Genomic DNA, 22,122 nt, shown 5'->3' on the forward strand with positions numbered 1-22,122 from the left:
GGGCGTAACCTCCGGGCAACACAGAACCGAGCAAAAGGTGTGGCGATGCAATCTGCTGCCGTGGACCTTCCGGACGCGTCCGACGAGCCCCTCACCGAAGCCGTCGTCGACCTCGTTCTGCGTGGCATGTGGCGTGGCCGTCCGGCCTCCGAGCACCGGCCGCTGGTCGACGCCGGGCTGGCGACGGTGAAGGGGCCGGTGGTGCTGCCGACCGAGCGGGCCAAGTCCGCCGTCGCGCGGTTGCTGCGGGTTCCCGCCGGCTCCGAGCAGGAGAAGCTGATCACCGCGGCGTACGAGGCGTTCCTGCCGGTCAACCGGAAGATCCGGGACGTGTGCACGGCATGGCAGTGCCGCCCGGACGGCACCGCCAACGACCATTCCGACGACGTCTACGACGCCGGGGTGCGCGAGTCGCTGGAGGACGTGCACGAGGCCATCCAGCCCGTACTGCGCCGGCTGGACCGGGTCCTCGCGGGCAGTGGGCGCTACCTGACGGACCTGGAGGACGCCCTCGACCGCTTCGACGACGGCGCGCCTCAGTGGCTGGCCTCGCCGCTGTGCGACTCGTACCACACCGTATGGATGCGGCTGCACCAGGAGCTGTTGCTCGTACTGGGCATCAGCCGGGCCGAGGACGAGGCCCGTGAAGAGGAACTCGTCACCAGGGGGCGGGGGTGAGCGTCACCGACCGCGAGGCGGCGCCGCCCCCAGCGTCCGAGACGCCTCTCCTGTCCCCTGGTACCCCCGGCCGGATCCTGGTGCCGTACGGGCAGGGCCGCATCCGGGGCCTGGACGCCGGCGAGCTGGGCGCGCACGGCGCGGCGATGGACGGACTGGTGGCCCTCGGTCTGCCGGTCGTGCCGGGCCTCACCGTGCCCGCCGCCTCCGCCGCGTCGCTGTGCGAGCCCGCGACCGCCGAAGCCGCCGTAGAGCTCGTCGAGCAGCTCTCGGGACGGCGGATCGGGGACATGGCCCGGCCGCTGCTGCTGCGCCTGTCCGCGAGCGCACCGACCGAGATCGCCGGCCTGCCGCCCGACCTCGCCTGCCTGGGCGTGGCCCCGGGCACGGCCGACGACCTGTGCGCCGTCATCGGGCAGGCGGACGCCTTGCACGAGGTGTGGGCCGCCACCGTACGTGTGATCGCCGAACACGCCCTGGACGTTCCCGGTGCGCTGCTCGACGACGCCCTCCTGGACACGCCCCAGCCGGGAGAGCGCGTCAAGGTGCTGCTCGCCCTGGTGGCCGAGCACGGCTCCCGGCCCTTCCCCGACGACCCGGCACAACAGCTGGCGCTTGCCGCCCACGCCCTCCTGGCCCGGTGGGACTCACCGCGTGCGCGAAGGTCCCGCCGGGCCCAGCGGCTCCCTGCCGACCTGGCCCTCGCCCTGCATGTCCAGGCCCTGCGCATCGGCCCGGCCGACCACTCGGGCTACGGCACGGCGGTCAGCCGCGATCCCGAGACCGGGCGCCTCGCCCCGCAGGGGTTCTTCTTCCGCGGGGTGCGCCGCAGCGCCCCGCCGCCGCACTCCGGTGAGCCGCTGGACCGGCTCGCGGGCGGCACCGCGCTGCTGGCGCACTCCCTGCTCACCCTGGAACGGCACCTGCGCGCGCCGGTGTCGGTCGACTTCGAGGTGCGCGACGACGAGATCTCCCTGCTCGCCGCCTCCGCCCAACTCCGCCCGCCGCTGCGGGCGTCGGTGTGTCTGGCCGCGGACCTGGCCCGGGACGGGGCGCTCGGCCACGAGGAGGCCGTCCGGCGGATCACCCCCACGCAGGTCCAGGAACTGCTCCACCCCCGACTGCGGCTGACCGGTGGGGAGGAACTCCTCGTGAGGGGCCTGCCCGCGTCGCCGGGGGCGGCGACCGGGACGGTGGTGCTGTCCAGTGACAGGGCCCTCGAACTGGCCGCGGACGGCACCCGGGTCGTGCTGGTGGCCGCCGAGACGACCCCGGCGGACGTGCCCGGCATGCTGGCCTCCGTCGCCGTGCTCACGGGCAGCGGCGGGATCGCCTCGCACGCCGCCGTGGTCGCGCGGGGCGCCGGCAAGCCCGCCGTGTGCGGCGCCGAAGGGCTGCGCGTGGACCGGGCGGGCGGGACGGTCCGCTTCGGGGAGCAGGTGGTGCGCGAGGGCGACACCATCTCGCTGGACGGCCGTACCGGCGCCGTCTACGCGGGCACGCTGAGCGTCAGCGTCGCCGGACCGCCACCCGAACTGTCCACCCTGCTGACATGGGCGGACGACGTACGCCGACTGAGCGTACGGGTCAACGCGGACACGGCGGCCGAAGTGGAGACGGCCCTCGCGCTCGGCGCGGAGGGGGTGGGGCTGTGCCGTACGGAGCACCAGTTCCTGGGTGAGCGGCTGCCGTTGATCCGCCGGGTGCTGCTGGCCGCCGACCCCACCGCCCGTGACGAGGCCCTGGTGGCGCTGGAGCGCGCCCAGCACGAGGACTTCACCGCGCTGCTGGCCGCCGTGGGGAACCGCCCGGTGACCGTGCGGCTGCTGGACGCCCCGCTGCACGAGTTCCTGCCCGCCCCCGGCGAGGCCCTGGACGCCGGCGAGGAACAGCGGGCCGCCGCGCTGCGCGAGGCGAACCCGATGCTCGGGCTGCGTGGGGTACGGCTGGCGCTGCTGCACGAACGGCTCTACCCGGCGCAGGCCGAGGCGCTCTTCACCGCCTGGGCCGATGTCGCCGCCACCGGGGTCCGGCCGGAGCTGGAAGTGATGATCCCGCTCGTCAGCCTGCCGGAGGAACTGGCCGCCGTGGCCGCGTATGTACGTGACGCCGCCGAAGCGGTCGCCGCCCGCACCGGGGTGGAGGTGCCCTACCGGCTCGGCACCATGATCGAGACGCCGCGCGCCGCGCTGCTGGCCGCGGAACTCGCCGAGCACGCCGAGTTCTTCTCCTTCGGCACCAACGACCTCACCCAGCTCACCTACGGATTCTCCCGGGACGACGTCGAACGCCAGGTGCTCGCCTCGTACCAGGAACGCGGGTTCCTGACCGCAAGCCCCTTCGCCCGGCTCGACCCGCACGGGGTGGGTGCCCTGGTCGCGCTGGCGGCCGAGCGGGCCCGGAGCGTACGGCCCGGCATCAAGCTGGGCGTGTGCGGTGAGCACGGCGGTGACCCGGAGTCGATCGCGTTCTGCGACGGCCTCGGCCTCGACTACGTCTCGTGTTCCGCGCATCGAGTGCCGGTGGCCCGGATGGCGGCGGCGCACAGCGCGCTGCGCGCACGCGACGACACCAGCGGGAGCACACGATGACCAGCACCGTGACCGAGACCGACGGCACAGGCCTGTCCGACACCGAACTGGAAGACCTCCGCGACACCGTCCGCACGGTGTGCGCGGACGCCGGCGGGACCGCCGCGGTGCGCCGGCTGTCCGAGGAGGCGCCCGGCATCGACGCCGGGTTGTGGGACACCCTCGGCCGACAGGTCGGCCTCGCGGCGCTGGGCCTGCCCGGGTCGGCGGGAGGTGTCGGCGGCCTCGCCGGGATCGCCGCCGTCTGCGAGGAGTTGGGCCGAGTCCTGGCACCGGTGCCGCTGTTGTCCTCCACCGTGCTGGCCGGGCAGGTGCTGGCAGGCTGCGGCACGGCCGACAAGGCGCTGGGCAGGCTGGCGGAGGGCGTCGTACACGCCCTGGCCGTGGTCGCGCCCGACGGGACCTGGCGGGCCGACGCCGTGCCCGTGGCCGTCTCCTGGCGGGGCAGCGTCCCGCTCCTGGACGGCACCGCGCCCTTCGTCCTCGACGGCGCCGACGCCGAGACACTCGTGGTGGCCGCGACCGGGGCCGACGGCGTGGACCTCTTCCTGGCCGATCCGCGAGAGCCGGGGGTCACGGTGCGCCGGGTGCCCACCCTTGACCTCAGCAGGGGCCAGGCGGTGGTCACCTTCGACGGTGCCCGGGCCCGAGCACTGACCGCCGGCGGCGAGGGAGCGGTCGTCGTCTCCCGCGCACTGGACGTGGCCCTGGTGGCCCTGGCCGCCGAGCAACTGGGCGGAGCGCAGGCCGCGTTGGACATGACGGTGGCCCATGTGCGCGACCGTACCCAGTTCGGCAGGGCGATCGGCGGCTTCCAGGCGGTCAAGCACGCCTGCGCCGACATGCTGCTCCAGGTCGAGGCCGCACGGTCGGCCGTGGTGCGCGCGGTCCGGGCGGACGGCTCACCCCGGACGCTGGCCGAGGCGGCGGCCGTGGCACAGGCGTGGTGCGGCGAGGCGTTCGTCTCCGTCGCCGCCGAATGCGTACAGCTCCACGGCGGGATGGGCTTCACCTGGGAGCACGACGCGCACCTGTACTTCCGGCGCGCGCAGTCCGACGCGGTGCTGCTGGGCGGCGCCGCGCATCACCGGGAACGGCTGGCCGCCCTGCTCGGCTGGTGACATGGAAGGAGGGCGGAAACATGACCACCAGGCTCATCGACGAGTCACTGTTCGAGAACCCGGACGACCGTGAGCACGACGACCGTGAGCACGGCGACGGGGACGCACCGCGTCTCGTGGGCGCCCGCTGCTCCGCGTGCCACACCGTCGTCTTCCCCCGGCAGGACTCGTGCCCCCGGTGCGCGGACGGGGTGATGTCCGAGCAGGTGCTGCCGGTCAGGGGCCGGGTGTGGTCGTGGACGCTCCAGGCGTTCCCGCCGAAACCGCCGTACCGGCCGCCGGCCGACGGCTACCGGCCCTACCACGTGGGCTACGTGGACCTGGGTGAGGTGCTGGTCGAAGCACGGCTGGCGGTGCCCCGCGAGGAGATCCGGATCGGTCTGCCGGTCCGGCTCACCCTGGTGCCCGCGTACCGGCACGAGGACGGGACCGAGGTCGTCACCTTCGCGTTCCGTCCGGAGCGGGACGGAGAGCTGTGAACCGGCCCGACGACGTGTACGTGGTCGGATGCGGGATGCATCCCTTCGGCCGCGACGAGAGCGTCACCGGCATGGAGATGGCCGAGCGGGCGGTGCGCACGGCGCTGGCCGACGCCGGTGTCGCCTGGGAGGACATCGGCTACGCGGCCGGCGGCTCCGACGTCTCCGGCAAGCCCGACACCCTGGTGGGCCGTCTGGGTCTGACCGGAGTGCCCTTCGTCAACGTGCAGAACGGCTGCGCGACCGGTGCCTCCACGGTGCTCGCGGTGGCCAACGCGCTGCGCGCGGGCGAGGCCTCCCTGGGACTGGCGGTGGGCTTCGACAAGCATGAGCGGGGCGCCTTCCACGTCTCCGCGGCCCGCTACGGCCTGGGCGACTGGTACGCCGAGACCGGCCTGATGCTGACCACCCAGTTCTTCGCGCTGAAGACCCAGCGGTACCTGCACGAGCACGGCATGTCCGAGCGGGCGCTGGCGATGGTGGCCGAGCGGGCCTTCCGCAACGGTGCCCGGCACCCCCTGGCATGGCGGCGCAAACCGCTGACGGAGCGGGAGATCCTGGAGGCCGCCGAGGTCAACCCTCCGCTCACCCAGTACATGTTCTGCTCGCCCGGCCAGGGCGCGGCGGCCCTGGTCCTGGCGCTCGGCGACCGCGCCTTCGACCTGTGCGAACGGCCGGTCAAACTTGCCTCGTTGGCCTTCCGGACCCGGCGGTTCGGTTCGTTCGAGGTGTTCTCTCCCTGGCTGCCGCCGGGACCCCACCGCAGCCCCAGCGTCGACGCCGCCGAGGCGGCCTTCCACACCGCGGGCATACGTCCCGGGGACGTACAGGTCGCCCAGCTGCAGGACACGGACAGCGGCTCGGAACTGGTCCACCTGGCGGAGACCGGACTGTGCGGCCACGGCGAGCAGGAGGAGCTGCTGGCCGCCGGGGACACCGATCCCACCGGCCGGATACCGGTCAACACCGACGGCGGCTGTCTGGCCGGCGGGGAGCCCGTGGGCGCCTCCGGACTGCGTCAGTTCCACGAAGTCGTACGGCAGTTGCAGGGCCGGGCGCCCGGTGCGCAGGTGCCGGGCGCTCCCCGGGTGGGCTTCACCCATGTGTACGGCGCGCCCGGGATCAGCGCCTGCTCGGTCCTGACGGTGTGAGAGGCGACGGGCAAGCCGTGCGGCACGGTGGACCTGCGCGAAGAGCGCCGTCGCGGTGGTCAGGGAGGCACGGCAGCCGACCGGCGGGATCGACGTCCTGGTGAACACGGGCGTCCTGGTCTGGTCGGCGTCCCTTCCCGACGAAGCCGAAACGACGGGCAGGCTGCTTGCCGACCGCAGGCCACCGCCCCGGTGAACCCTCTCAGGTCCGTGTAGTGACCTTCTTGTCCGGACCCTGCTGCCCTGCCGGCGTCTCCTCGGCGGCGACGATGCGCAGCGCCAGCTCCCTGACCGCCTCCAGGACGGCCCGGGAGGGCAGCCGGGACAGCGGTCCTCCCTCCGCCCGCAACGCGGTGACCAGCATCGTCGTACTGATCAGCGTGCGGACCGCGAGCGCCTGTCCCGCGTGCCGGGCCTTCGCCGCGCGGGGGCTGCGGGTGCTGCCCTCGGGCAGGTAGTCGTAGCCACGCTGGATGTGACGCTGCTCGAACTCGTCCCGCAGCACCTTCACGCTGCCGTTGGCGGAGGCGACCTGGACCTGGTACAGCCGGGCCTCGTCGGGGTTCTTCTCCACCCACTCCCATACGGCGTCGATGACGCGGACCAGGCCCTCCGCGTCACCCGGCTCGGACTCCGGCCGGGCCGCCTCCACGACCGCGTTCAGCTGGTCGAAGACCCGGCGCATGGCGAGTTCGAGCAGTTCTTCCTTGCCGTCGAAGTGGTAGTAGACGGCCGTGGGGACCACCTCGGCCTCGTCGGCGATGTCCTGAATGCTGGTCTCCGCGAATCCGTTGCGGCCGAACACCCGCACGGCGGCGGTGATGATGTGCTGCCGGCGCGAGGGCCGGTGGGCGGGCTGCTTGCCGTTCTTCGTGGTGGCCATGATGCTCCCTGCCCCGCTGCCGTCGGTCCGCACCGGTGATCTCTGGTACTGACCATAGTATCCAGTAACTCCTGCCCTCCGATCGCATAATTCCTGCTGCACACAGGCCACAGACGCACTCAGGCCCCGGCATACTTGACACCATGACGACATCCGGAACCCGCGCCGCTCACCGTCCCTCGCGCAAGCAGTGGGTGATCGAGGCGGCCACCGAGTTGTTCGCCACCCAGCCGCCGGACGAGGTGACGGTGGCCGACATCGCCTCGCGCGCGGAGATGACGTCGGCCGCGGTGTACTACCACTTCTCCTCCAAGGACCAGGTCCTGGCCGAGGCCATGCGGGCGTTCGCCGCGGCGCTGCGCGAGCAGCTGCAGGCGATCACGGAGGCCCATGAGCCGGGCTCGCCCACCGGAGCGGCGATCACCACCCTGCTGGCATGGATGGCCGAAAACCGGTCCGCCGCCACCGTGTTCTTCGTGTCGTCGGCCGGTATGAGCCAGGAGGCGGAGCTGCTGCGCCAGGAGAGCCGTACGCAGCTGCTGGAGGAGCTGGTGCGGCTGGTCCGCAAGGCCCGCGGATCCGTCTCCGACGCCGAGGCGGCGGTGAACGGCCTGGGCCTGCTGGCGCTGCTGGAGACCGCGGCCACCTCGCAGGTCCGGGGCGACGACGTCTACCGGTCGCTGGGGCACCGCTCGTTCGTCCGCGAGGTCGGCGCTCTCGCGGAGCGGATCGCCGACCCCGCCCGATAGCCTTCGGTTCACATCACCAGCCTCAAACCAGCAGACGCAGCGGCTTGCTCAGCAACTCCCCGACCGTGCGCAGATACTCGGCGGCGGGTGCGCCGTCGACGGCACGGTGGTCGAAGGTGAGGCTCAGGGTGAGCACCCGGGTCCGCAGCGGCCGGTCGTCCACCCACTCGACGCCGTCCCTGAGCCTGCCCACCCCGAGGATGCCGACATTGCCGGGATTGATCACGGGCGTGAAGAAGTCGACGCCGTATCCGCCGAGTGAGGTGACGGTGAAGGTGGCCCCTTCCAGCTGCGCGAGGGAGATCCGCCCCTCGCGCGCGGCCTGTGCCAGCTCCTTCGTCCGGCGGGCGATCTCATGCAGCGGCAGCGCCGCCGCGTGCTCGATGACGGGGACCATGAGGCCGCCCGGTACAGCCACCGCGAAGCCCAGGTGGATGCCGTCGAGCAGATGGATGCCGTCGTCTTGGACCGTGGCGTTGAGCAGCGGGTGCTCGCGCAGGGCCAGGGCCGCGGCCTTCAGCACGAAGTCGCCCAGGCTGGGCACCGGCAGTTCGCCGTCGGCCCACTCCTGCTTGAGCCGGTCCCGCAGCAAGACCACGGCGTCCATCCGCACCTCGTAGCCGTGCGTCAGCTGTGCCATCTCCTGGAGGCTGGCGTGCATCCTGCGGGCGATGGTGCCGCGCATGCCGGTGAGGGGAAGGACGTCGCCTGGCTGAGGAGCGGCGTTCCTGCGAACGGGGGCAGCAGGGGCGGCAGGGGCTGCGTCGAGGTCGGCGCGGCGGATACGGCCGCCCGGACCCGTGCCGTTGACCTCCGACAAGTCGATGCCGCGTTCCTTCGCCAGCTTGCGGACCAGGGGCGAGGAGGGGGCCCCGTCCTGCGGAGCCGCGACGGCGGGGATGCCGTGGTTCTCGGGAAGCGCCGCGAAGAACTCCTCCACGTCCTCGGAGACGATCCGGCCACCCGGCCCCGTGCCACGCACGGCGGTGAGGTCGATGCCGACGGCCGCGGCGACCCGCCGGGCGTACGGCGAGGACAGGAGCCGTCCATGGGTGCCGACGGGGGCGGGTGCCGCACCGGTACCACCCGCCGCAGCCGCAGCCACCGCGTCCGTGTCCCGGTCGGTCCCGGGCCCGGAGGGCGCCGGCCCGCGCGGCGCCTCCGGTGGTTGTTCGCCCTCGGCCAGCAGCCAGCCGATGAGGGTGCCGGCCGGCACGGTGGCGCCGGCCGGGACCACCGGGTGGAAGAGGCCTCCGGCCTCCGCCTCGACGTCCACGTCGACCTTGTCGGTGGCCAGCCTCAGCAGTGAGTCGCCCTCGGCGACGACCGCGCCGACGGGCACCAGCCATTCGTCGATCGTGCCTTCCTGCATGGTCAGGCCGATCTTCGGCAGCAGAACTTCGACCGCCACGTCGGTCACGACCTTTCGAGCAGGCGCCGGCACCCCTGGACGATGCGGGCGCGATCGGGCACGTACGCCTTCTCCAGGACCGGCGAGAAGGGCACCGGGGAGAAGGGGGCGCCGACGCGCAGGACCGGCGCGTCCAGGTAGTCGAAGACCTCGTCCTGGATCTGGGCGGCGATCTCCGCGCCGAGCCCGCCGAAGGTGACGGCCTCGTGCACCACGAGCACCCGGTTGGTGCGGCGGACGGAGGCGAACATCGTCTCGGTGTCCAGCGGCTGCACGGTGCGAGGGTCGATCACCTCGACCTCGACGCCCTCGGCGGCGAGTTCGTCGGCCGCCGCGAGGGCCTCCCCCACCATGCGGCCCAGCGCGATCACGGTGACGTCGGAGCCCTGCCGCGCGGTGTGCGCCTGTCCCAGGGGGATGCCGTAGATCTCCTCGGGCACCTCACCGGTGCTCCCGAGCAGCACCTTGTTGAGCATGACGACGGTGGGGTTGTCGTCCCTGATGGCCGAGACGGTCAGGCCCTTGGCGGTGTACGCGTCGCACGGCATCACCACCTTGAGGCCGGGCACATGGGCCAGCCACGCCTCCAGGCTCTGGCTGTGCTGGGCCGCCGCGCCGAGGCCCGCTCCGGAGGCGGTCGTGATGGTCAGCGGCACGGACAGCGCGCCGCCGAACATGTACTTCATCTTCGCGGCCTGGTTGACGATCTGGTCGAGGCAGACGCCGATGAAGTCCATGAACATCAGGTCGACTACGGGGCGCAGGCCCCGGGCGGCGGCGCCCACGCCGAGACCGACGAGGGCGGCTTCGGAGATCGGGGTGTCGATCATGCGGCGGGGCCCGAACTCGTCGAGCAGGTTGTCGAACATGCGGAACACGCCGCCGTATCCGGCCACGTCCTCCCCGGCGACGAAGACGTTCTCGTCCTCGCGCATGGCCTGGGCAAGCCCCTCGTTGAAGGCCTTGACGTAGGTGAGCTTGCGCGTGGCGACGGCCGGCGCCTCGGTGGTGGTGGTCATGGCGGTCATCCCGAGTAGACGTTGAGCAGCAGGTCGGCGGGGTCGGGCAGCGGGCTCGCCTCGGCGTATGCGATGGCTTCGGCGATCTCCTCGCGCGTGCGCTGCCATACGTCGTCCAGTTCCGCGCGGGTGGCGGTGCCGTCGGCGATCGCGCGGGTCTCGATCAGGTCGATGGGGTCGCGGGCCTTCCACTCGGCGACCTCCTCGTCCGAGCGGTAGGGGTGGCGCAGGCCCTTGACGCCCTGGTGGTCGAAGTAGCGGTAAGTCTTGGCCTCGATCATCATGGGGCCCGCTCCGGACCGGGCGCGTGCGACGGCGTCGGTCGCGGCGCGGTGGACGGCGACCGCGTCCATGCCGTCGACGATCACGCTGGGCATCCCGTAGGCGGCGGCCCGGTCGGCGACGTCGGTGAGCAGCATGTGGGCGGACTGCGGGGTGAACTCGGCGTAGCCGTTGTTCTCGCAGACGAAGACCACGGGCAGGCCGAGGACGGCGGCCATGTTGGCGCCCTCGTGGAAGGCGCCGATGTTGGTGGACCCGTCGCCGAAGAAGGTCACGGCGACGCTGTCCTCGCCCTTGTAGCGGGCGGCGAAGGCGGCGCCCACGGCGATCGGGACGCCGGCGCCGACGATGCCGTTGGCGCCGAGCATGCCGCGGGTGAGGTCGTTGATGTGCATGCTGCCGCCGCGGCCGAGGCAGGCGCCGGTGACGCGGCCGTAGAGCTCGGCGTACATCGCGCGGAAGCCGACGCCCTTGGCCACGGCGTGTCCGTGGCCGCGGTGGGTGGAGGTGATCTGGTCGTCGTCGCGCAGGGCCGTCATCACACCCGCGGCGACGGCTTCCTGGCCGACATACAGATGCAGGAAGCCGGGCAGCTTGCCCGCCTCCATGAGTTTTCCCGCCTCGGTCTCGAACAGCCGGATGCGCACCATGCGTTCGTGCAGATCCCTGATGACCGCGGTACTGACCTGCGGGGATTTCTTCGACGCCGTTGACGCTCGTTGAGCCATCGTCCGCCCCTTCGCCCGAGGGAGGTTGCCAAGCAATCAGAGTTACTTGTGTCGGTCTACAGTAACCGGCATGCAGGCACCTTACTGAACAGCGTCTCTAATTACTACGCCTCGGACCCGGCCCGTCGCCCCGCTCGTCCACCAACTCCACGACATTGCCCTCCGGATCCGCCCAGAAGCCGATCCGGCACCCACCCGCGCCCGGCGGCACCGCAACCACCGGATTCACGTCGTCGACATGGAAGGTGAGATACGACAGTCCCGACCGCCCGGCTGACCAGGGCGCAGTACATGCCGACACCGGCGCCGACCGGGGCAGGATCGACTTGACGCACCCCCCGGAGGGCACCCGGAGCCAGCCGACCACCAGCTCACCGCCCGGCCCGGCCGGACCCCCGACGGACACCGACACACCCACCCCCATGGCACACCGAGCGGCAACTTCCCCACTTTCTATTGACAGACCACACTAAGTCCTGTTGCAGTTTCGGACACAGCCCAGCTGTTGCGTTCCGAAGCCGGTCACCGGCTCGCGGCTGGGAGGATTGTGAGGACATCGTGGTCCAGACCAGTTCACCGGAGATTCGGGAAACAGCGACCGGGCGCAGGTCACCGGCCTCCGCCCCCTCCACCCCCGAGTACTCGTCGTGGATCAGCCAGGACCGGTCCACCGACGCCGCGTCCGTGGCGATGCGGCGGGAGGCGGCCGAACTCGTCGAGCGGGTGATGGCGCATTACCGGGCCAACACGACGCACGAGGCGGACGGCCAGTGGACGGAACCCGTGGCCAACTACCTCGACGCCGACCGCTGGCAGCGCGAGACGGACGCCGTCCACCGGAGTGTCCCGCTGCCGCTCGCGATGTCGTGCGAGCTGCCCGGGCCGAACACCTACAAGGCGATCGACGTGCTCGGCGTTCCGGTGCTGATCACACGCGACCGGCAGGGTGCCGTGCACGCGATGATCAACGCCTGCCGGCACCGGGGCGCCCGGCTCCTGGAAGCCGGATGCGGGGTGTCCAAGCGGCTCACCTGCCCGTACCACTCCTGGTCGTACGACCTGGCCGGGGAGCTGCGGGGCGTGTACGCGGAGAAGACCTTCGGCGAGGTTCCGCGGGAGGGACGCGGCCTGGTGCGGCTCCCGGCCGGGGAGCGCGCGGGGATCGTCTTCGTGTCGCTGGACCCGGCGGCCGAGCCCGACCTGGACGACTGGCTGGGCGATCTGCAGCCGCTGCTGGAGGGCCTGCGCCTCGCGGAGTGCCACCACTACGCCACCAGCGAGCTGACCAGCCCCAACTGGAAGGTCACCCTCGACGGGTATCTGGAGACGTACCACTTCGCCTCGCTGCACCCGAAGACGGTCTTCGAGACGAACCTCTCGAACATGATGGCTCACGACACCTGGGGCCCCCATCAGCGCATCGCACCGGCCCTGCGGCCCATCGCGCAGGCGAGCGAGCTGCCCCCGGACAGGCGTGACCCCGGGGACTGCGTCGGGCCCATCTACTGGCTCTTCCCGGGACTCGCGATCGCCGGCGGCTGGCGCCAGAAGATCGCCGTCTCCCTGGTGCTCCCCCGGACGGCGACCGAGTCGGTGACCCAGCAGATCATCCTGCTGCGGGAACCGGCGGTCACCGAGGAGGAACGCCAGGCCGCCGACCGGTTCGGCGCCTGGTTCCACGAGGTGGTCCGCGACGAGGACTACGCGACCACCTACGGAGTCCAGCAGGGGCTCAAGGCCCTCGCCGGGACCGACTTCGTCTTCGGACGCAACGAGCCCGGACTCCAGCACTTCCACCGCACCATTCACCAGCACCTGGACCAGGGCGCCACCGGCGCCCCCAGAGCCGCCAGGTGAGCAACCAACAACATTCGCGGGAGAACACCATGGTGGCTACGGGCAGCCTCGACGGACGTGTCGCGGTGATCACGGGCAGCACGCGCAGCATCGGCCGCGCCATCGCCGAGGCCTTCCTGGCCGACGGCGCCACGGTCGTCGTCAGCGGCCGCAGCGAGGTCAAGGGCAAGCAGGCCCTGGAGGAGCTGGACGCCGGGGACCGGGCCGTCTTCCACCCCTGTGACGCGAGCAGCCAGGAGGACATCGAGTCCCTGGCCGATTTCGCCGCCGAGCGGTTCGGGCGGCTCGACATCTGGGTCAACAACGCGGGCGGCACCCAGGGCTTCGCCCCCGTGCACGAACTCAGCGACGAGGCCTGGAACCATGCCCTGGCCTTCAACCTCAACGCCTACTTCTACGGCACCCGCCGGGCCCTGCCGAAGATGCTCGCGGGCGGCTGGGGCCGGATCATCAACATCTCCTCGGTGGAGGGCAAGCAGGCCAACAAGCCGGCGATCAGCCACTACATCACCAACAAGCACGCCATCCACGGACTGACGAAGGCGACCGCCTTCGAGTACGGCACCCAGGGCGTCACCTGCAACGCCATCTGTCCCGGCGCCGTCGACACCGACCTCATGCGTGCCGCGGGGCCGGCCGCCGCCGAGGCCGAGGGCATCAGCTACGAGGAATGGCTCAGCCGCTTCGCCGAGCACGCCGCGACGAAGAAGATCACCACCGTGGAGCAGATCGCGGCCGTCGCCTCGCTGCTCGCAAGCGAGGCAGGGGCGGGCATCACCGGCGCGCTGATCAGCGTCGACGGCGGCACGGCGCAGTGGTAGGGGCGGGCACAAAGGGCGGGAGACCTCGGTCATGAAGAGCTGGATCACGGACTGGCAGCGCAGTGAGCGGCTGCCGCACTACACCCGGGCCAACGCGGGCGAGACCCTGCCGGATCCCGCCAGCCCGCTGGGCTGGACCCTGGTCTGGGGGCGCGGTCTGCAGGGCTGGCGGCGCGGCTTCGTCGGGTTCGGCATCTACCGCGACGAGGAGGTGGCCGGCCCCCGGCCGCCGTTCGTCGGCATGTTCGGCGGCCACTTCTACCTGAACCTGTCCCACATGCGGCTGTTCGGCATCCGGATGGGCCAGACGGCGGACCAGATCGACGCGGCCTTCGTCGGCCAGCGCTCCGACACCCCGGCGTACGTGGCGCACCCGGACGACCGGGACGAGGAGCTGACCGCCAAGGCGGGCGCGACCCTTCAGCGGATGCTCGGCCAGACCGGCTTCCCCGAGGCCGACGCCGACCGGGAGCGGCTGCGCGCCCTGCGCCGCTCGCGCCCCGACCTGACGCGGCTGGCCGACGCCGAACTGGTCGCCCACGCACGGTCGTTGCTGGACGAGGTGGAGACGACCTTCCAGCGTCACGTCGAGTCGTCGCTGCCCGCCTCCGTCGGACCGGCGATCCTCGGCCCGCTGTGCGCGAGCGTGGACCGCCCCGGCGCCCTCCTCGACCTGATCGGCGGTCTCGGCGACGTCGACTCCGCCTCCCCGTCGAGCGGGCTGTGGACGCTGTCCCGCCAGGTGGCGGCCTCGGCCGAACTGAGCGCGCTGTTCGACCGGGGTCCGGCCGCCGTGGAGCAGGTGCTCGACACCGCGACCGGGGATGTGAAGGCGTTCCGAGACTCCTTCGAGGAGTTCCTGGCGGAGTCCGGCGACCGCGGCCCCAACGAGTGGGACATCCACGCCCTGTCCTGGGAGGCGGCGCCCGTGCAGGCGCTGGCCCTGGTCGACCGGATCCGGCACAGTCCCGACGACGCCTCCCCCGCCGCCCGCCGCAAGCGGCTGACGGAGGGGCGCGAGCGGACGGCGCGGGAGATCCGGGCCGCGCTGCCCGAGGAGACGCAGCCCCTGTTCGACGCCGGCATGCACGCCTCCCAGGTGTGGATCCCGGCCCGCGAACGCACCAAGGCCAACTGCGTCACCGTCGTCAACGAGATCCGCATGGCCGTACGGGAACTGGGTCGCCGTGGCGTCGAGGCAGGGCTGTTCGCGCGGCCCGAGGACGTGATGATGCTGCTGGACACCGAACTCGACGACTATGTCGCCGCCCCGGAGTCCTTCGGCCCGGTGATCGCCCAGCGGCTGGAGGAGTACGCGGGTCTGTACGACCTGGAGCCGCCGTTCTTCGTCGCCGACGACGCCCGGACCGAGGTCGACAGCTGGCCTCGGCGCGCCGAGGAACGGACCCCGGCGGCCGTCGAGGGCGATGTCCTCGGCGGCGTGGGCGGCAGCCACGGCACATACACCGGCAGGGTGCGGGTGGTCACCGACCCGGCCTCGTGCGAGGCCCTGGAGCCCGGTGAGGTGCTGGTCGCGCCGATCACGGACGCGGCCTGGACCCCGCTGTTCCTGGTCGCCGGAGCGGCCGTCGTGGACGTGGGCGCGCTCAACAGCCACGCCGTGGTGGTCTGCCGTGAACTGGGCATCCCGGCCGTGATCTCCGTCGAGAACGGGACGCGGCGGCTGCGGGACGGCATGGTGATCACGGTGGACGGCGACCAGGGCACGGTCACCGTGGACAGCGTGCCGGCCGCCATCGGCCTCTGAGGAACGCGTGGGTCCGCCGCTCCCCCTGACGGGACGGCGGGCCCACGCCCATGACCACGAAGGGAACACGCCATGACCGAGGAAGTCATCGTCGCCGGCTGGATGGACTACGAACCCGGCGACCGCGCCGCCGTGCTGAAGGCCCTCGTCGAGCTGGGCCGGCGCACCCGTGAGGCGGAACCCGGCTGCCTGGACTACGCGATGACCGCCGATCCCGGTGACGAGCGGCGCATCCGGGTGTTCGAGCACTGGACCTCCCGGCAGGCCCTCGACGAGCACTTCTCGACCCCGCACATGAAGGACTTCCGCGCGGCCGTGGCGGGGCTGACCCGGGTCGGGGTCTCCCTGACCGTCCACACGGTCGCCGCGTCACACCCCATGCGCTGAAACGAAGCGGCGCCCCCTCACCGGGGGCGCCGTTTCAGGCGTTCCCTGCGTCAGTCGGCCAGCCGCACGAGCATCTTGCCGACGTTGCCGCCGCCCAGCAGGGACAGCAGCGCCCCTGGGGCGTTCTCCAGGCCGTCCACGACCGTCTCGCGCGCGGTGATGCGGCCTTCGGCGAGCCAGCCCGCGACCCGCTGCTCGAACTCCGGCCGCAGATCGTCGTGGTCGCGGACGATGAAACCGGACAGTGTCAGCCGCTTGAGGACCGCCTGGACCAGATGGTTGATGTCCACGGTCCGCCGCTCGCCGCCGAACTGCGACATCATGCCGCACAGGGCGACCCTGCCACCGGTCCGCAGGGCGTGCAGGGCGGCGGCGAGCTGCTCGCCGCCGACGTTGTCGAAGTACACGTCGATGCCGTCGGGTGCCATCCGGGCCAGCGCGTCACGCACCGGCTCGGCACGGTAGTCCGCGGCGGCGTCGTAGCCGAACTCCTCGACCAGCAACGCGCACTTGCCGGGTCCGCCGGCGGTCCCGACGACGCGGCCCGCGCCCAGCAGCCGCGCGAACTGGCCGGCGGCGGTGCCGACGGCGCCGGCCGCCGCCGAGACGAAGACGGTGTCGCCGGGGCGCAGCTCCGCGATCCGGGTCAGGCCCACGTAAGCGGTGAATCCGGTCTGGCCGAGCAGCCCCAGCCAGGTGGGCAGCGGGGCGAGCCGCGGGTCTATACGCGCCGCCCCGTCGGTGTCCGCCCCGTTCACCACGACCCGCTCCCGCCAGCCCAGTTGGTGACGTACGAAGGCACCCGGCGGAACAGCGGGACAGCGGCTCTCCTCCACGACGCCGAGGGCCCGCCCGTCGAGCGGTGATCCGGGGGTGAAGTTGTGCGTGTAGTGCTTCTCCGTGGTCTCCAGCCGTCCGCGCATGGACGGGTCGACGCTCATGTAGAGGTTGCGGACGAGGACCTGTCCCTCACCGAGAGACGGCAGGGGGCGTTCCTCGACGGCGAAGTCACCGACTACCGGTTCCTTCGCGGGCCGGCGTCTGAGGCAGACCACCCGGGTGGTGCGCGGGGACACGGCGTCACCCCTCCTGCGGGGGCGCCGTGCGCCGCTGGGCGAGCCGGCCGACCCACCCGGCCATCTGGAGGTCGGCGTGGCGCAGTTCGCCCGACTGCCACCGGGCCTGGAAGTCGAACACGCCTCGCGCCCCGGTCCTGGGGTCGGTCACCTCGACCAGTCCGTCCTCGGTGAGCCGGTACACATGCCCGGTCAGCGGGTGGATCACTTGCTTGGACATGGGGGCCTCACTCCTGCACTCGGCGGCGCACGCCGCGCTTGGTCACGGTCACCGGGCCCTCGACCCGAAGCCGGCAGGCGAGCCGGGTCAGGCCGTCCACCGGCCTGCGCAGGGCCTCGATGCCCTCGCGTTCCAGCGGGCCCACGGGGGAACAGTTCTCGGCGCCCTCCTCCACCTGGACGAAGCAGGTGCGGCAGGTGCCCTTGCCGCCGCAGACGGTGGGCCAGCGGTAGCCGAGGCGCCGGGCGGCGGTGAACAGGTCCTCGCCGTCGCGTACGTCGAGTTCGGCGCCCAGGGGTCTGACGGTCACCCGCTGGGTCACCTGTCCATCCACTGGTCGAGCGTCCGGTTGAAGTGGCGGATGCGGCTCTCCTGGTAGTTGGCGAGCGTGATACCCGGCTTGCGCATCGCCTTCAGGCCCTGCTGGACGTAGGGCAGGTTCTCGCAGTCCTGGTCGAAGACCGGTCCCAGAACGCCGAGTTCGGGGATGTCGGCGAAGAGCATGTCCTCGGGCACCCAGCGGATCTTCGCCGGGGCCGGCATCTCGCCGGACCGCTTAGGGGAGGACATGAAGATGATCTCGGCGGTGCAGGAGTCGGGGTCCAGGCCGTTGGGCCGGAACCTGTAGATGATGTTGGACTTGGCGCCACCCCAGGGGTTGAAGTTGGGGAACAGCAAGTAGTTGATGGCGTCCAGCAGTTCGGTGTCCGGGGTCTGCGAGAAGTCCTGCGCCGAGGTCTCGGCCAGCTGCGCCCGCATCCGCTCCGCGAGGACCTGGCGGGCGGTGCCGCCGGGCGGGATCGCCGGCAGTTCGTCGCCCTCCTGACGTACCAGGTCACGGCCCTGGGCGGCGGCGTAGAAGGCGCGCGAGTCGTAGAACGTCTCCAGGACGTCCTCCTCCGTGACGGAGTCCGCGACGTGCGGGCTGGGCGCCCCCTGGATGTTGATCATCCGGTTCCAGTTCGGCTGGTCCGCCATCACGTCGTACTGCGAGTTGGCGTCGGCGAGCCACGGCAGCATCTGCGGGTGGGTGGCGATCACATGGAAGGACTCGATGAAGGCGTCCTGGGCGACCTTCCAGTTGCAGGGCAGCACCTTGGCGATGTGCAGTGACTTGTAGCGGTTCTCCAGCGGCCAGATGTAGTACTCGTCGAAAGTGCCGCGATAGCTGTCGAAGGACTCCGCGTACGGGTCCATGTTGATGAAGACGAAGCCGCGCCAGGTGGCCACCCGGGCCTCGGGGAGGGCGAACTTCTCCGGGGTGACGTGCGGGAAGTCCCAGGCGCAGGGCGGGGTCTGCATCGTGCCGTCGAGGTTCCAGGCGAAGCCGTGGAACGAGCAGCGGAACTCGCTCACGTTGCCGCCGCCGGTGCGCAGTTTGCGTCCGCGGTGCAGGCACACGTTGACGAAGGCGCGGATCTCCTCGGGGGCCGTCCGCACGACGATGAGCGAGTCGTCGCCGATCTCGTAGACCTCGTGGTCGCCGACCTCGGGAATCTCGCTCTCCAGACAGGCGAACTGCCACACGCGCCGCCAGACCTGCCGCATCTCGCGTTCGGCCCACTCACGGGAGGTGAAGCGGGCGGTGTCGATGTCCTCGCTGCCGAGGGGGTCGTTCCGCTCGAACCTCAGGGCGGGCGGGACCGGGCGGCTGTCCTGGTCGAGGTAGTCCTGGACGCTGGGCCCGGGGCACCGCGCGGTACCCAGCTCCGACGTTTCGTCCATCATCTCTCCTCCGGCAGAAACTTTAGAGCGAGTGTAGTTACCGGGTGTGGTACGGAGCAACACTTTCGACCGCCGATGAAGACCACATCTCCCGAGGTCAGCACTGAATGCGCCACGAAGCGCGGAAATTTCTCGGCACCTCCCCTCCCCAAGGCCGCTCCGGCGTGTCACACTCCGACCCACTTGAGACTGTAGTGCCTCATAAGTTTCTACGATCCGGGACGGTCTTGGGCCAGCCCGGTGCCAGCGCCGCGGGGATCCCACCCAGGCGGCCCGCGCCGTACCCCACGCCGGCGATCGACGCACCCCTCATACCTGTCGCGTGCCGTTCCGCCCCGCGCCGCGGGTCGCGGCAGCCCAGGCGCCACACCACGGGAGTTCTCAACGATGAGTTCCACACCCGGACGCGCGGTCCGCCGCGCCCTCACCGCGATCGTCCCTGCCACCGCCCTGCTCACCCTGACGGCGTGCGGGAGCGGCACCACCCCGGCCTCCGGCTCCTCGCAGGCGGCGGCGCCCGGCTCCCCCGGGCTGACAGCGGCCCGCACGGCTCTCAAGGCGTACGCGCAGCGCCCGACCGCGATCTCCGTCACCCAGCCCGTCGGCAAGCCCGTCCCCAAGGGCAAGAAGATCGATTTCATCCTCTGCGGCGTCCAGTCCTGCAAGGACCTCGCCGACTTCTTCACCGAAGCCGCGGGGCAACTCGGCTGGAAGGTGAAGCAGGTCGCCACGCAGGGCACACCGGAATCCGTCCAGGCCGCCTACGAGCAGGCCGTGCGCGACAGGCCCGACGCCGTGGTCGCCTCCGGTTTCCCGCGCGCGGTCTACAGCAAGCAGCTGGCACAGCTGAAGGCGGCCGGCATCCCCGTCATCCAGTCGAACGCCGACGACGTGGTGGGCGACGGCGTCTCCCTGCTGAAGAACGGGCCCAAGGACGTCGGTGTCCAGGGCCGGATGCTCGCCGCGTGGGTGGTGTCGAACAGCGGCGCCCAGGCGGACACCGTGTACTTCGACCTGCCGGCCTACACGATCCTCAAGCCCGTCAAGGACTCCTTCGCGGCCAACTACAAGCAGTGGTGCGCGGGTTGTGCGCTGGACAGCGTCGACGTGCCGATCACCTCGGTGGGCAAGGACATGCCGGACCGCGTGGTGTCGTATCTGCGGTCACACCCGAAGGTGACCCATGTCGTCTTCTCCCTGGGCCTGCTCAACGTGGGTGTGCCCGCCGCGCTGAAGACCGCCGGCATCACCGGCAAGCACATCGTCGTCAACGTCGGTGACGCACAGAACTACCAGTACATCCAGAGCGGTCTCACCGACGGCGCGATGGCCCTCAACTCCCACGAGACCGCCTGGCTCCAGGTCGACGCGCTGGCCCGGCACTTCACCGGCCAGTCCATGGCCGTGGACCAGAAGGCCGCACTGCCCAACATGCTCGTCACCAAGGACAACCTGCCCTCCGCCGACGGCGACTTCCCGATCGTCGAGAGCTACCAGCAGCAGTTCAAGGCGCTCTGGGGCCTGAGTTGACCCGCTCGACCGCCGCCGGCCCGAGTCGGCGGCGGTTCTCTCCCCGCCTGCGGACGGAGGACCGGTCGTGACTGACACCTCGTCAAAAGCACGGCAGGACACGGGCGGTGGAGCCCGGCGGACGGATTCGCCGATACTGCGGGTGGCCGCGCTGTCGAAGCGATTCGGCGGCACCCAGGCACTGACCGACGTGGACCTCCAGGTCGCACCCGGCGAGATCCACGCCCTCATCGGACCCAACGGCTCCGGCAAGTCCACCCTCATCAAGATCCTCGCCGGCTACCACCACGCGGAGCCGGGAGCGGTGGCCGAACTCGACGGCGAGCCCTTCGACCTCGGCCACGCCACCACCTCCCGCCACGACCGGCTCCGCTTCGTCCACCAGGAACTGGGCCTGGTGGGCGAGTTGAGCGCCATCGACAACCTCGCCCTCAGCCACGGCTTCGCCCGCACGGCCCTGGGCAACATCGACTGGCCCGAGATGTCGAGGCGGACGACCTCCCTCGTAGAACGGTTCGGCGTCGACATCGACGTACACCGTCCCCTGGCGAGGGCGACCCCCGTCCAGCGCACGGTGGTGGCCATCGCCGCCGCGCTCCAGGGGTGGGAGGGCGGCCGCGGTGTCCTGGTGCTCGACGAGCCCACCGCCGTGCTTCCGCCCGGCGAGGTGGCCCGTCTCTTCGACATCGTGCGGGAGGTCCGCGAGGGCGGCGCCGGCGTCCTGTACGTCTCGCACCGCATGGACGAGATCTTCGCGCTCGCCGACCGCGTGACCGTCATCCGCGGCGGACGCCGCATCGCCACCCGCCCGGTCGCCGACCTCACCCCACGCTCGCTGGCGGAACTGATGGCGGGCGAGGAGACGCACACCGCGACCGACACTGGCCGCCGTCCGGCGCCCTCCACCGATTCCGCCCCTTCCGTACTGCAGGTGCGCGGCCTACGCGCCGGGCCACTACGAGGAGTCGACCTCGACCTGGCGCGCGGCGAGCGCCTGGGCATCACCGGTCTGGTCGGCTCCGGGCACGAGATCGTGCCGTACGCGGTGTGCGGGGCCCATACCGGGCCGGTGAGCGGTCGGCTGCGGCTGCCGGAACGCTCCGGGCAGTGGACCGAGGTGCGCGACGCCGGCACCCTGGGCCTGCCCATGGTCCCGGCGGACCGCGCGGTCGAGGGAGTCATCGGCGACTTCTCGGTCGGCGAGAACCTCACCCTGCCGCTCCTGCGGCGACTGCGCGCCCGGGTCGGGCGGCTGCACCGGCGGCGCGAGTCCGCCCTGGTCGACGACTGGATCCGTCGGGTCGGGGTGCGCACGGCCGGCCCCGGCGCCCGCATCACCACCCTGAGCGGCGGCAACCAGCAGAAGGTCGTCATGGCCCGCTGTCTGGCCCAGCACCCGCCCGTCCTGGCGCTGTGCGAACCCACGGCCGGCGTGGACATCGCCACCCGACTGCAGCTGTACGACCTGATAGCGCGACAGGCCGCCGAGGGCATGGGCGTCATCGTCTGCTCCTCCGACACCCAGGACCTGCTCGCGCTGTGCACCCGCGTCCTGGTGGTACGGGACGGCCGGATCGCACGGGAGATCAGCGGCCGGGACATCACCGAACGCGCGCTCGTGCACGCCATGGAAGGAACCGAGTGAC

The 22,122-nt window shown here is 71.7% G+C and carries 21 protein-coding genes; 13 read left to right on the forward strand and 8 right to left on the reverse strand.

Annotated features, from left to right (window positions below; genetic code table 11):
- Window positions 1-45 precede the first annotated feature (45 nt).
- The 6 genes from ACWC1K_RS03005 to ACWC1K_RS03030 are packed head-to-tail and all read left to right on the forward strand — an operon-like array spanning window position 46 to window position 6,216.
- A complete protein-coding gene (locus ACWC1K_RS03005; RefSeq protein WP_450828340.1) occupies window positions 46-678 on the forward strand; it encodes a hypothetical protein in 633 nt (210 codons plus the stop codon).
- Window positions 675-3,269: a putative PEP-binding protein gene (locus ACWC1K_RS03010; protein ID WP_450828342.1), complete on the forward strand. Its 2,595-nt coding sequence runs from the start codon at window positions 675-677 to the stop codon at window positions 3,267-3,269. Before ACWC1K_RS03005 ends, ACWC1K_RS03010 begins: the two co-directional genes overlap by 4 nt.
- Entirely contained in the window at window positions 3,266-4,390 is a 1,125-nt protein-coding gene (locus ACWC1K_RS03015) for an acyl-CoA dehydrogenase family protein (RefSeq protein WP_450828344.1), read from the forward strand. The genes ACWC1K_RS03010 and ACWC1K_RS03015 overlap by 4 nt, the downstream gene beginning before the upstream one ends.
- A gap of 20 nt (window positions 4,391-4,410) precedes the next feature.
- The gene (locus tag ACWC1K_RS03020; RefSeq protein WP_450828346.1) at window positions 4,411-4,869 is read left to right on the forward strand and encodes a Zn-ribbon domain-containing OB-fold protein; all 459 of its coding nucleotides are present in this window, start codon (window positions 4,411-4,413) and stop codon (window positions 4,867-4,869) included.
- A complete protein-coding gene (locus ACWC1K_RS03025; RefSeq protein WP_450828348.1) occupies window positions 4,866-6,020 on the forward strand; it encodes a thiolase family protein in 1,155 nt (384 codons plus the stop codon). Before ACWC1K_RS03020 ends, ACWC1K_RS03025 begins: the two co-directional genes overlap by 4 nt.
- Before the next feature lie 55 nt (window positions 6,021-6,075).
- Window positions 6,076-6,216: a hypothetical protein gene (locus ACWC1K_RS03030; RefSeq protein ID WP_450828350.1), complete on the forward strand. Its 141-nt coding sequence runs from the start codon at window positions 6,076-6,078 to the stop codon at window positions 6,214-6,216.
- A gap of 6 nt (window positions 6,217-6,222) precedes the next feature.
- Here ACWC1K_RS03030 and ACWC1K_RS03035 read toward each other — a convergent pair whose 3' ends face one another.
- On the reverse strand, window positions 6,223-6,903 hold the full coding sequence (locus tag ACWC1K_RS03035) for a TetR/AcrR family transcriptional regulator (protein ID WP_450828352.1): 681 nt from the start codon (window positions 6,901-6,903) through the stop codon (window positions 6,223-6,225).
- 143 nt (window positions 6,904-7,046) lie between these two features.
- On the opposite strand from ACWC1K_RS03035, the gene ACWC1K_RS03040 reads away from it, so the two are divergent.
- Window positions 7,047-7,652, forward strand: a complete 606-nt coding sequence (locus tag ACWC1K_RS03040) for a TetR/AcrR family transcriptional regulator (protein ID WP_450828354.1) — start codon at window positions 7,047-7,049, stop codon at window positions 7,650-7,652.
- Between the two features lie 22 nt (window positions 7,653-7,674).
- Here ACWC1K_RS03040 and ACWC1K_RS03045 read toward each other — a convergent pair whose 3' ends face one another.
- Genes ACWC1K_RS03045 through ACWC1K_RS03055 form a run of 3 tightly spaced genes read right to left on the reverse strand, consistent with a single transcriptional unit; the run spans window position 7,675 to window position 11,092 of the window.
- Entirely contained in the window at window positions 7,675-9,063 is a 1,389-nt protein-coding gene (locus ACWC1K_RS03045) for a dihydrolipoamide acetyltransferase family protein (protein WP_450828356.1), read from the reverse strand.
- 5 nt (window positions 9,064-9,068) lie between these two features.
- Window positions 9,069-10,082, reverse strand: coding sequence for an alpha-ketoacid dehydrogenase subunit beta (locus ACWC1K_RS03050; protein ID WP_450828358.1), 1,014 nt, complete (start codon window positions 10,080-10,082; stop codon window positions 9,069-9,071).
- Window positions 10,083-10,087: 5 nt separating this feature from the next.
- Window positions 10,088-11,092: a thiamine pyrophosphate-dependent dehydrogenase E1 component subunit alpha gene (locus ACWC1K_RS03055; RefSeq protein WP_450828360.1), complete on the reverse strand. Its 1,005-nt coding sequence runs from the start codon at window positions 11,090-11,092 to the stop codon at window positions 10,088-10,090.
- 558 nt (window positions 11,093-11,650) lie between these two features.
- On the opposite strand from ACWC1K_RS03055, the gene ACWC1K_RS03060 reads away from it, so the two are divergent.
- The 4 genes from ACWC1K_RS03060 to ACWC1K_RS03075 all read left to right on the forward strand — a co-directional run bounded on the left by ACWC1K_RS03060 (window position 11,651) and on the right by ACWC1K_RS03075 (window position 15,925).
- Window positions 11,651-12,949 (forward strand): aromatic ring-hydroxylating oxygenase subunit alpha, encoded by a 1,299-nt coding sequence (locus ACWC1K_RS03060; protein WP_450828362.1) that lies wholly within the window; start codon window positions 11,651-11,653, stop codon window positions 12,947-12,949.
- A gap of 29 nt (window positions 12,950-12,978) precedes the next feature.
- Entirely contained in the window at window positions 12,979-13,770 is a 792-nt protein-coding gene (locus tag ACWC1K_RS03065) for an SDR family NAD(P)-dependent oxidoreductase (RefSeq protein ID WP_450828364.1), read from the forward strand.
- 31 nt (window positions 13,771-13,801) lie between these two features.
- The gene (locus ACWC1K_RS03070) at window positions 13,802-15,538 is read left to right on the forward strand and encodes a PEP-utilizing enzyme (protein ID WP_450828366.1); all 1,737 of its coding nucleotides are present in this window, start codon (window positions 13,802-13,804) and stop codon (window positions 15,536-15,538) included.
- Between the two features lie 72 nt (window positions 15,539-15,610).
- Window positions 15,611-15,925 (forward strand): putative quinol monooxygenase, encoded by a 315-nt coding sequence (locus ACWC1K_RS03075; protein ID WP_450828368.1) that lies wholly within the window; start codon window positions 15,611-15,613, stop codon window positions 15,923-15,925.
- Between the two features lie 50 nt (window positions 15,926-15,975).
- On the opposite strand, the gene ACWC1K_RS03080 is transcribed toward ACWC1K_RS03075, so the two are convergent.
- From ACWC1K_RS03080 to ACWC1K_RS03095, 4 genes are read right to left on the reverse strand one after another with little or no spacing between them, the layout of a single operon-like run.
- Window positions 15,976-17,001 (reverse strand): NADP-dependent oxidoreductase, encoded by a 1,026-nt coding sequence (locus ACWC1K_RS03080; protein WP_450828370.1) that lies wholly within the window; start codon window positions 16,999-17,001, stop codon window positions 15,976-15,978.
- 4 nt (window positions 17,002-17,005) lie between these two features.
- Window positions 17,006-17,221, reverse strand: coding sequence for a transposase (locus ACWC1K_RS03085; RefSeq protein ID WP_450828372.1), 216 nt, complete (start codon window positions 17,219-17,221; stop codon window positions 17,006-17,008).
- A 7-nt stretch (window positions 17,222-17,228) separates the two neighbouring features.
- On the reverse strand, window positions 17,229-17,531 hold the full coding sequence (locus ACWC1K_RS03090; RefSeq protein WP_365842561.1) for a 2Fe-2S iron-sulfur cluster binding domain-containing protein: 303 nt from the start codon (window positions 17,529-17,531) through the stop codon (window positions 17,229-17,231).
- Window positions 17,532-17,539: 8 nt separating this feature from the next.
- Window positions 17,540-18,946: an aromatic ring-hydroxylating oxygenase subunit alpha gene (locus ACWC1K_RS03095; RefSeq protein WP_450828374.1), complete on the reverse strand. Its 1,407-nt coding sequence runs from the start codon at window positions 18,944-18,946 to the stop codon at window positions 17,540-17,542.
- 387 nt (window positions 18,947-19,333) lie between these two features.
- Here ACWC1K_RS03095 and ACWC1K_RS03100 point away from each other — a divergent pair, with 387 nt between their 5' ends.
- Window positions 19,334-20,476, forward strand: a complete 1,143-nt coding sequence (locus ACWC1K_RS03100) for a sugar ABC transporter substrate-binding protein (protein WP_450828376.1) — start codon at window positions 19,334-19,336, stop codon at window positions 20,474-20,476.
- Between the two features lie 67 nt (window positions 20,477-20,543).
- Window positions 20,544-22,121 carry a sugar ABC transporter ATP-binding protein gene (locus ACWC1K_RS03105; protein ID WP_450828378.1) on the forward strand — a complete coding sequence of 526 codons (1,578 nt, stop codon included), beginning with the start codon at window positions 20,544-20,546 and terminating at the stop codon, window positions 22,119-22,121.
- Window position 22,122: the final 1 nt, after the last annotated feature.

This window comes from Streptomyces sp. NPDC001492, from assembly GCF_053597275.1.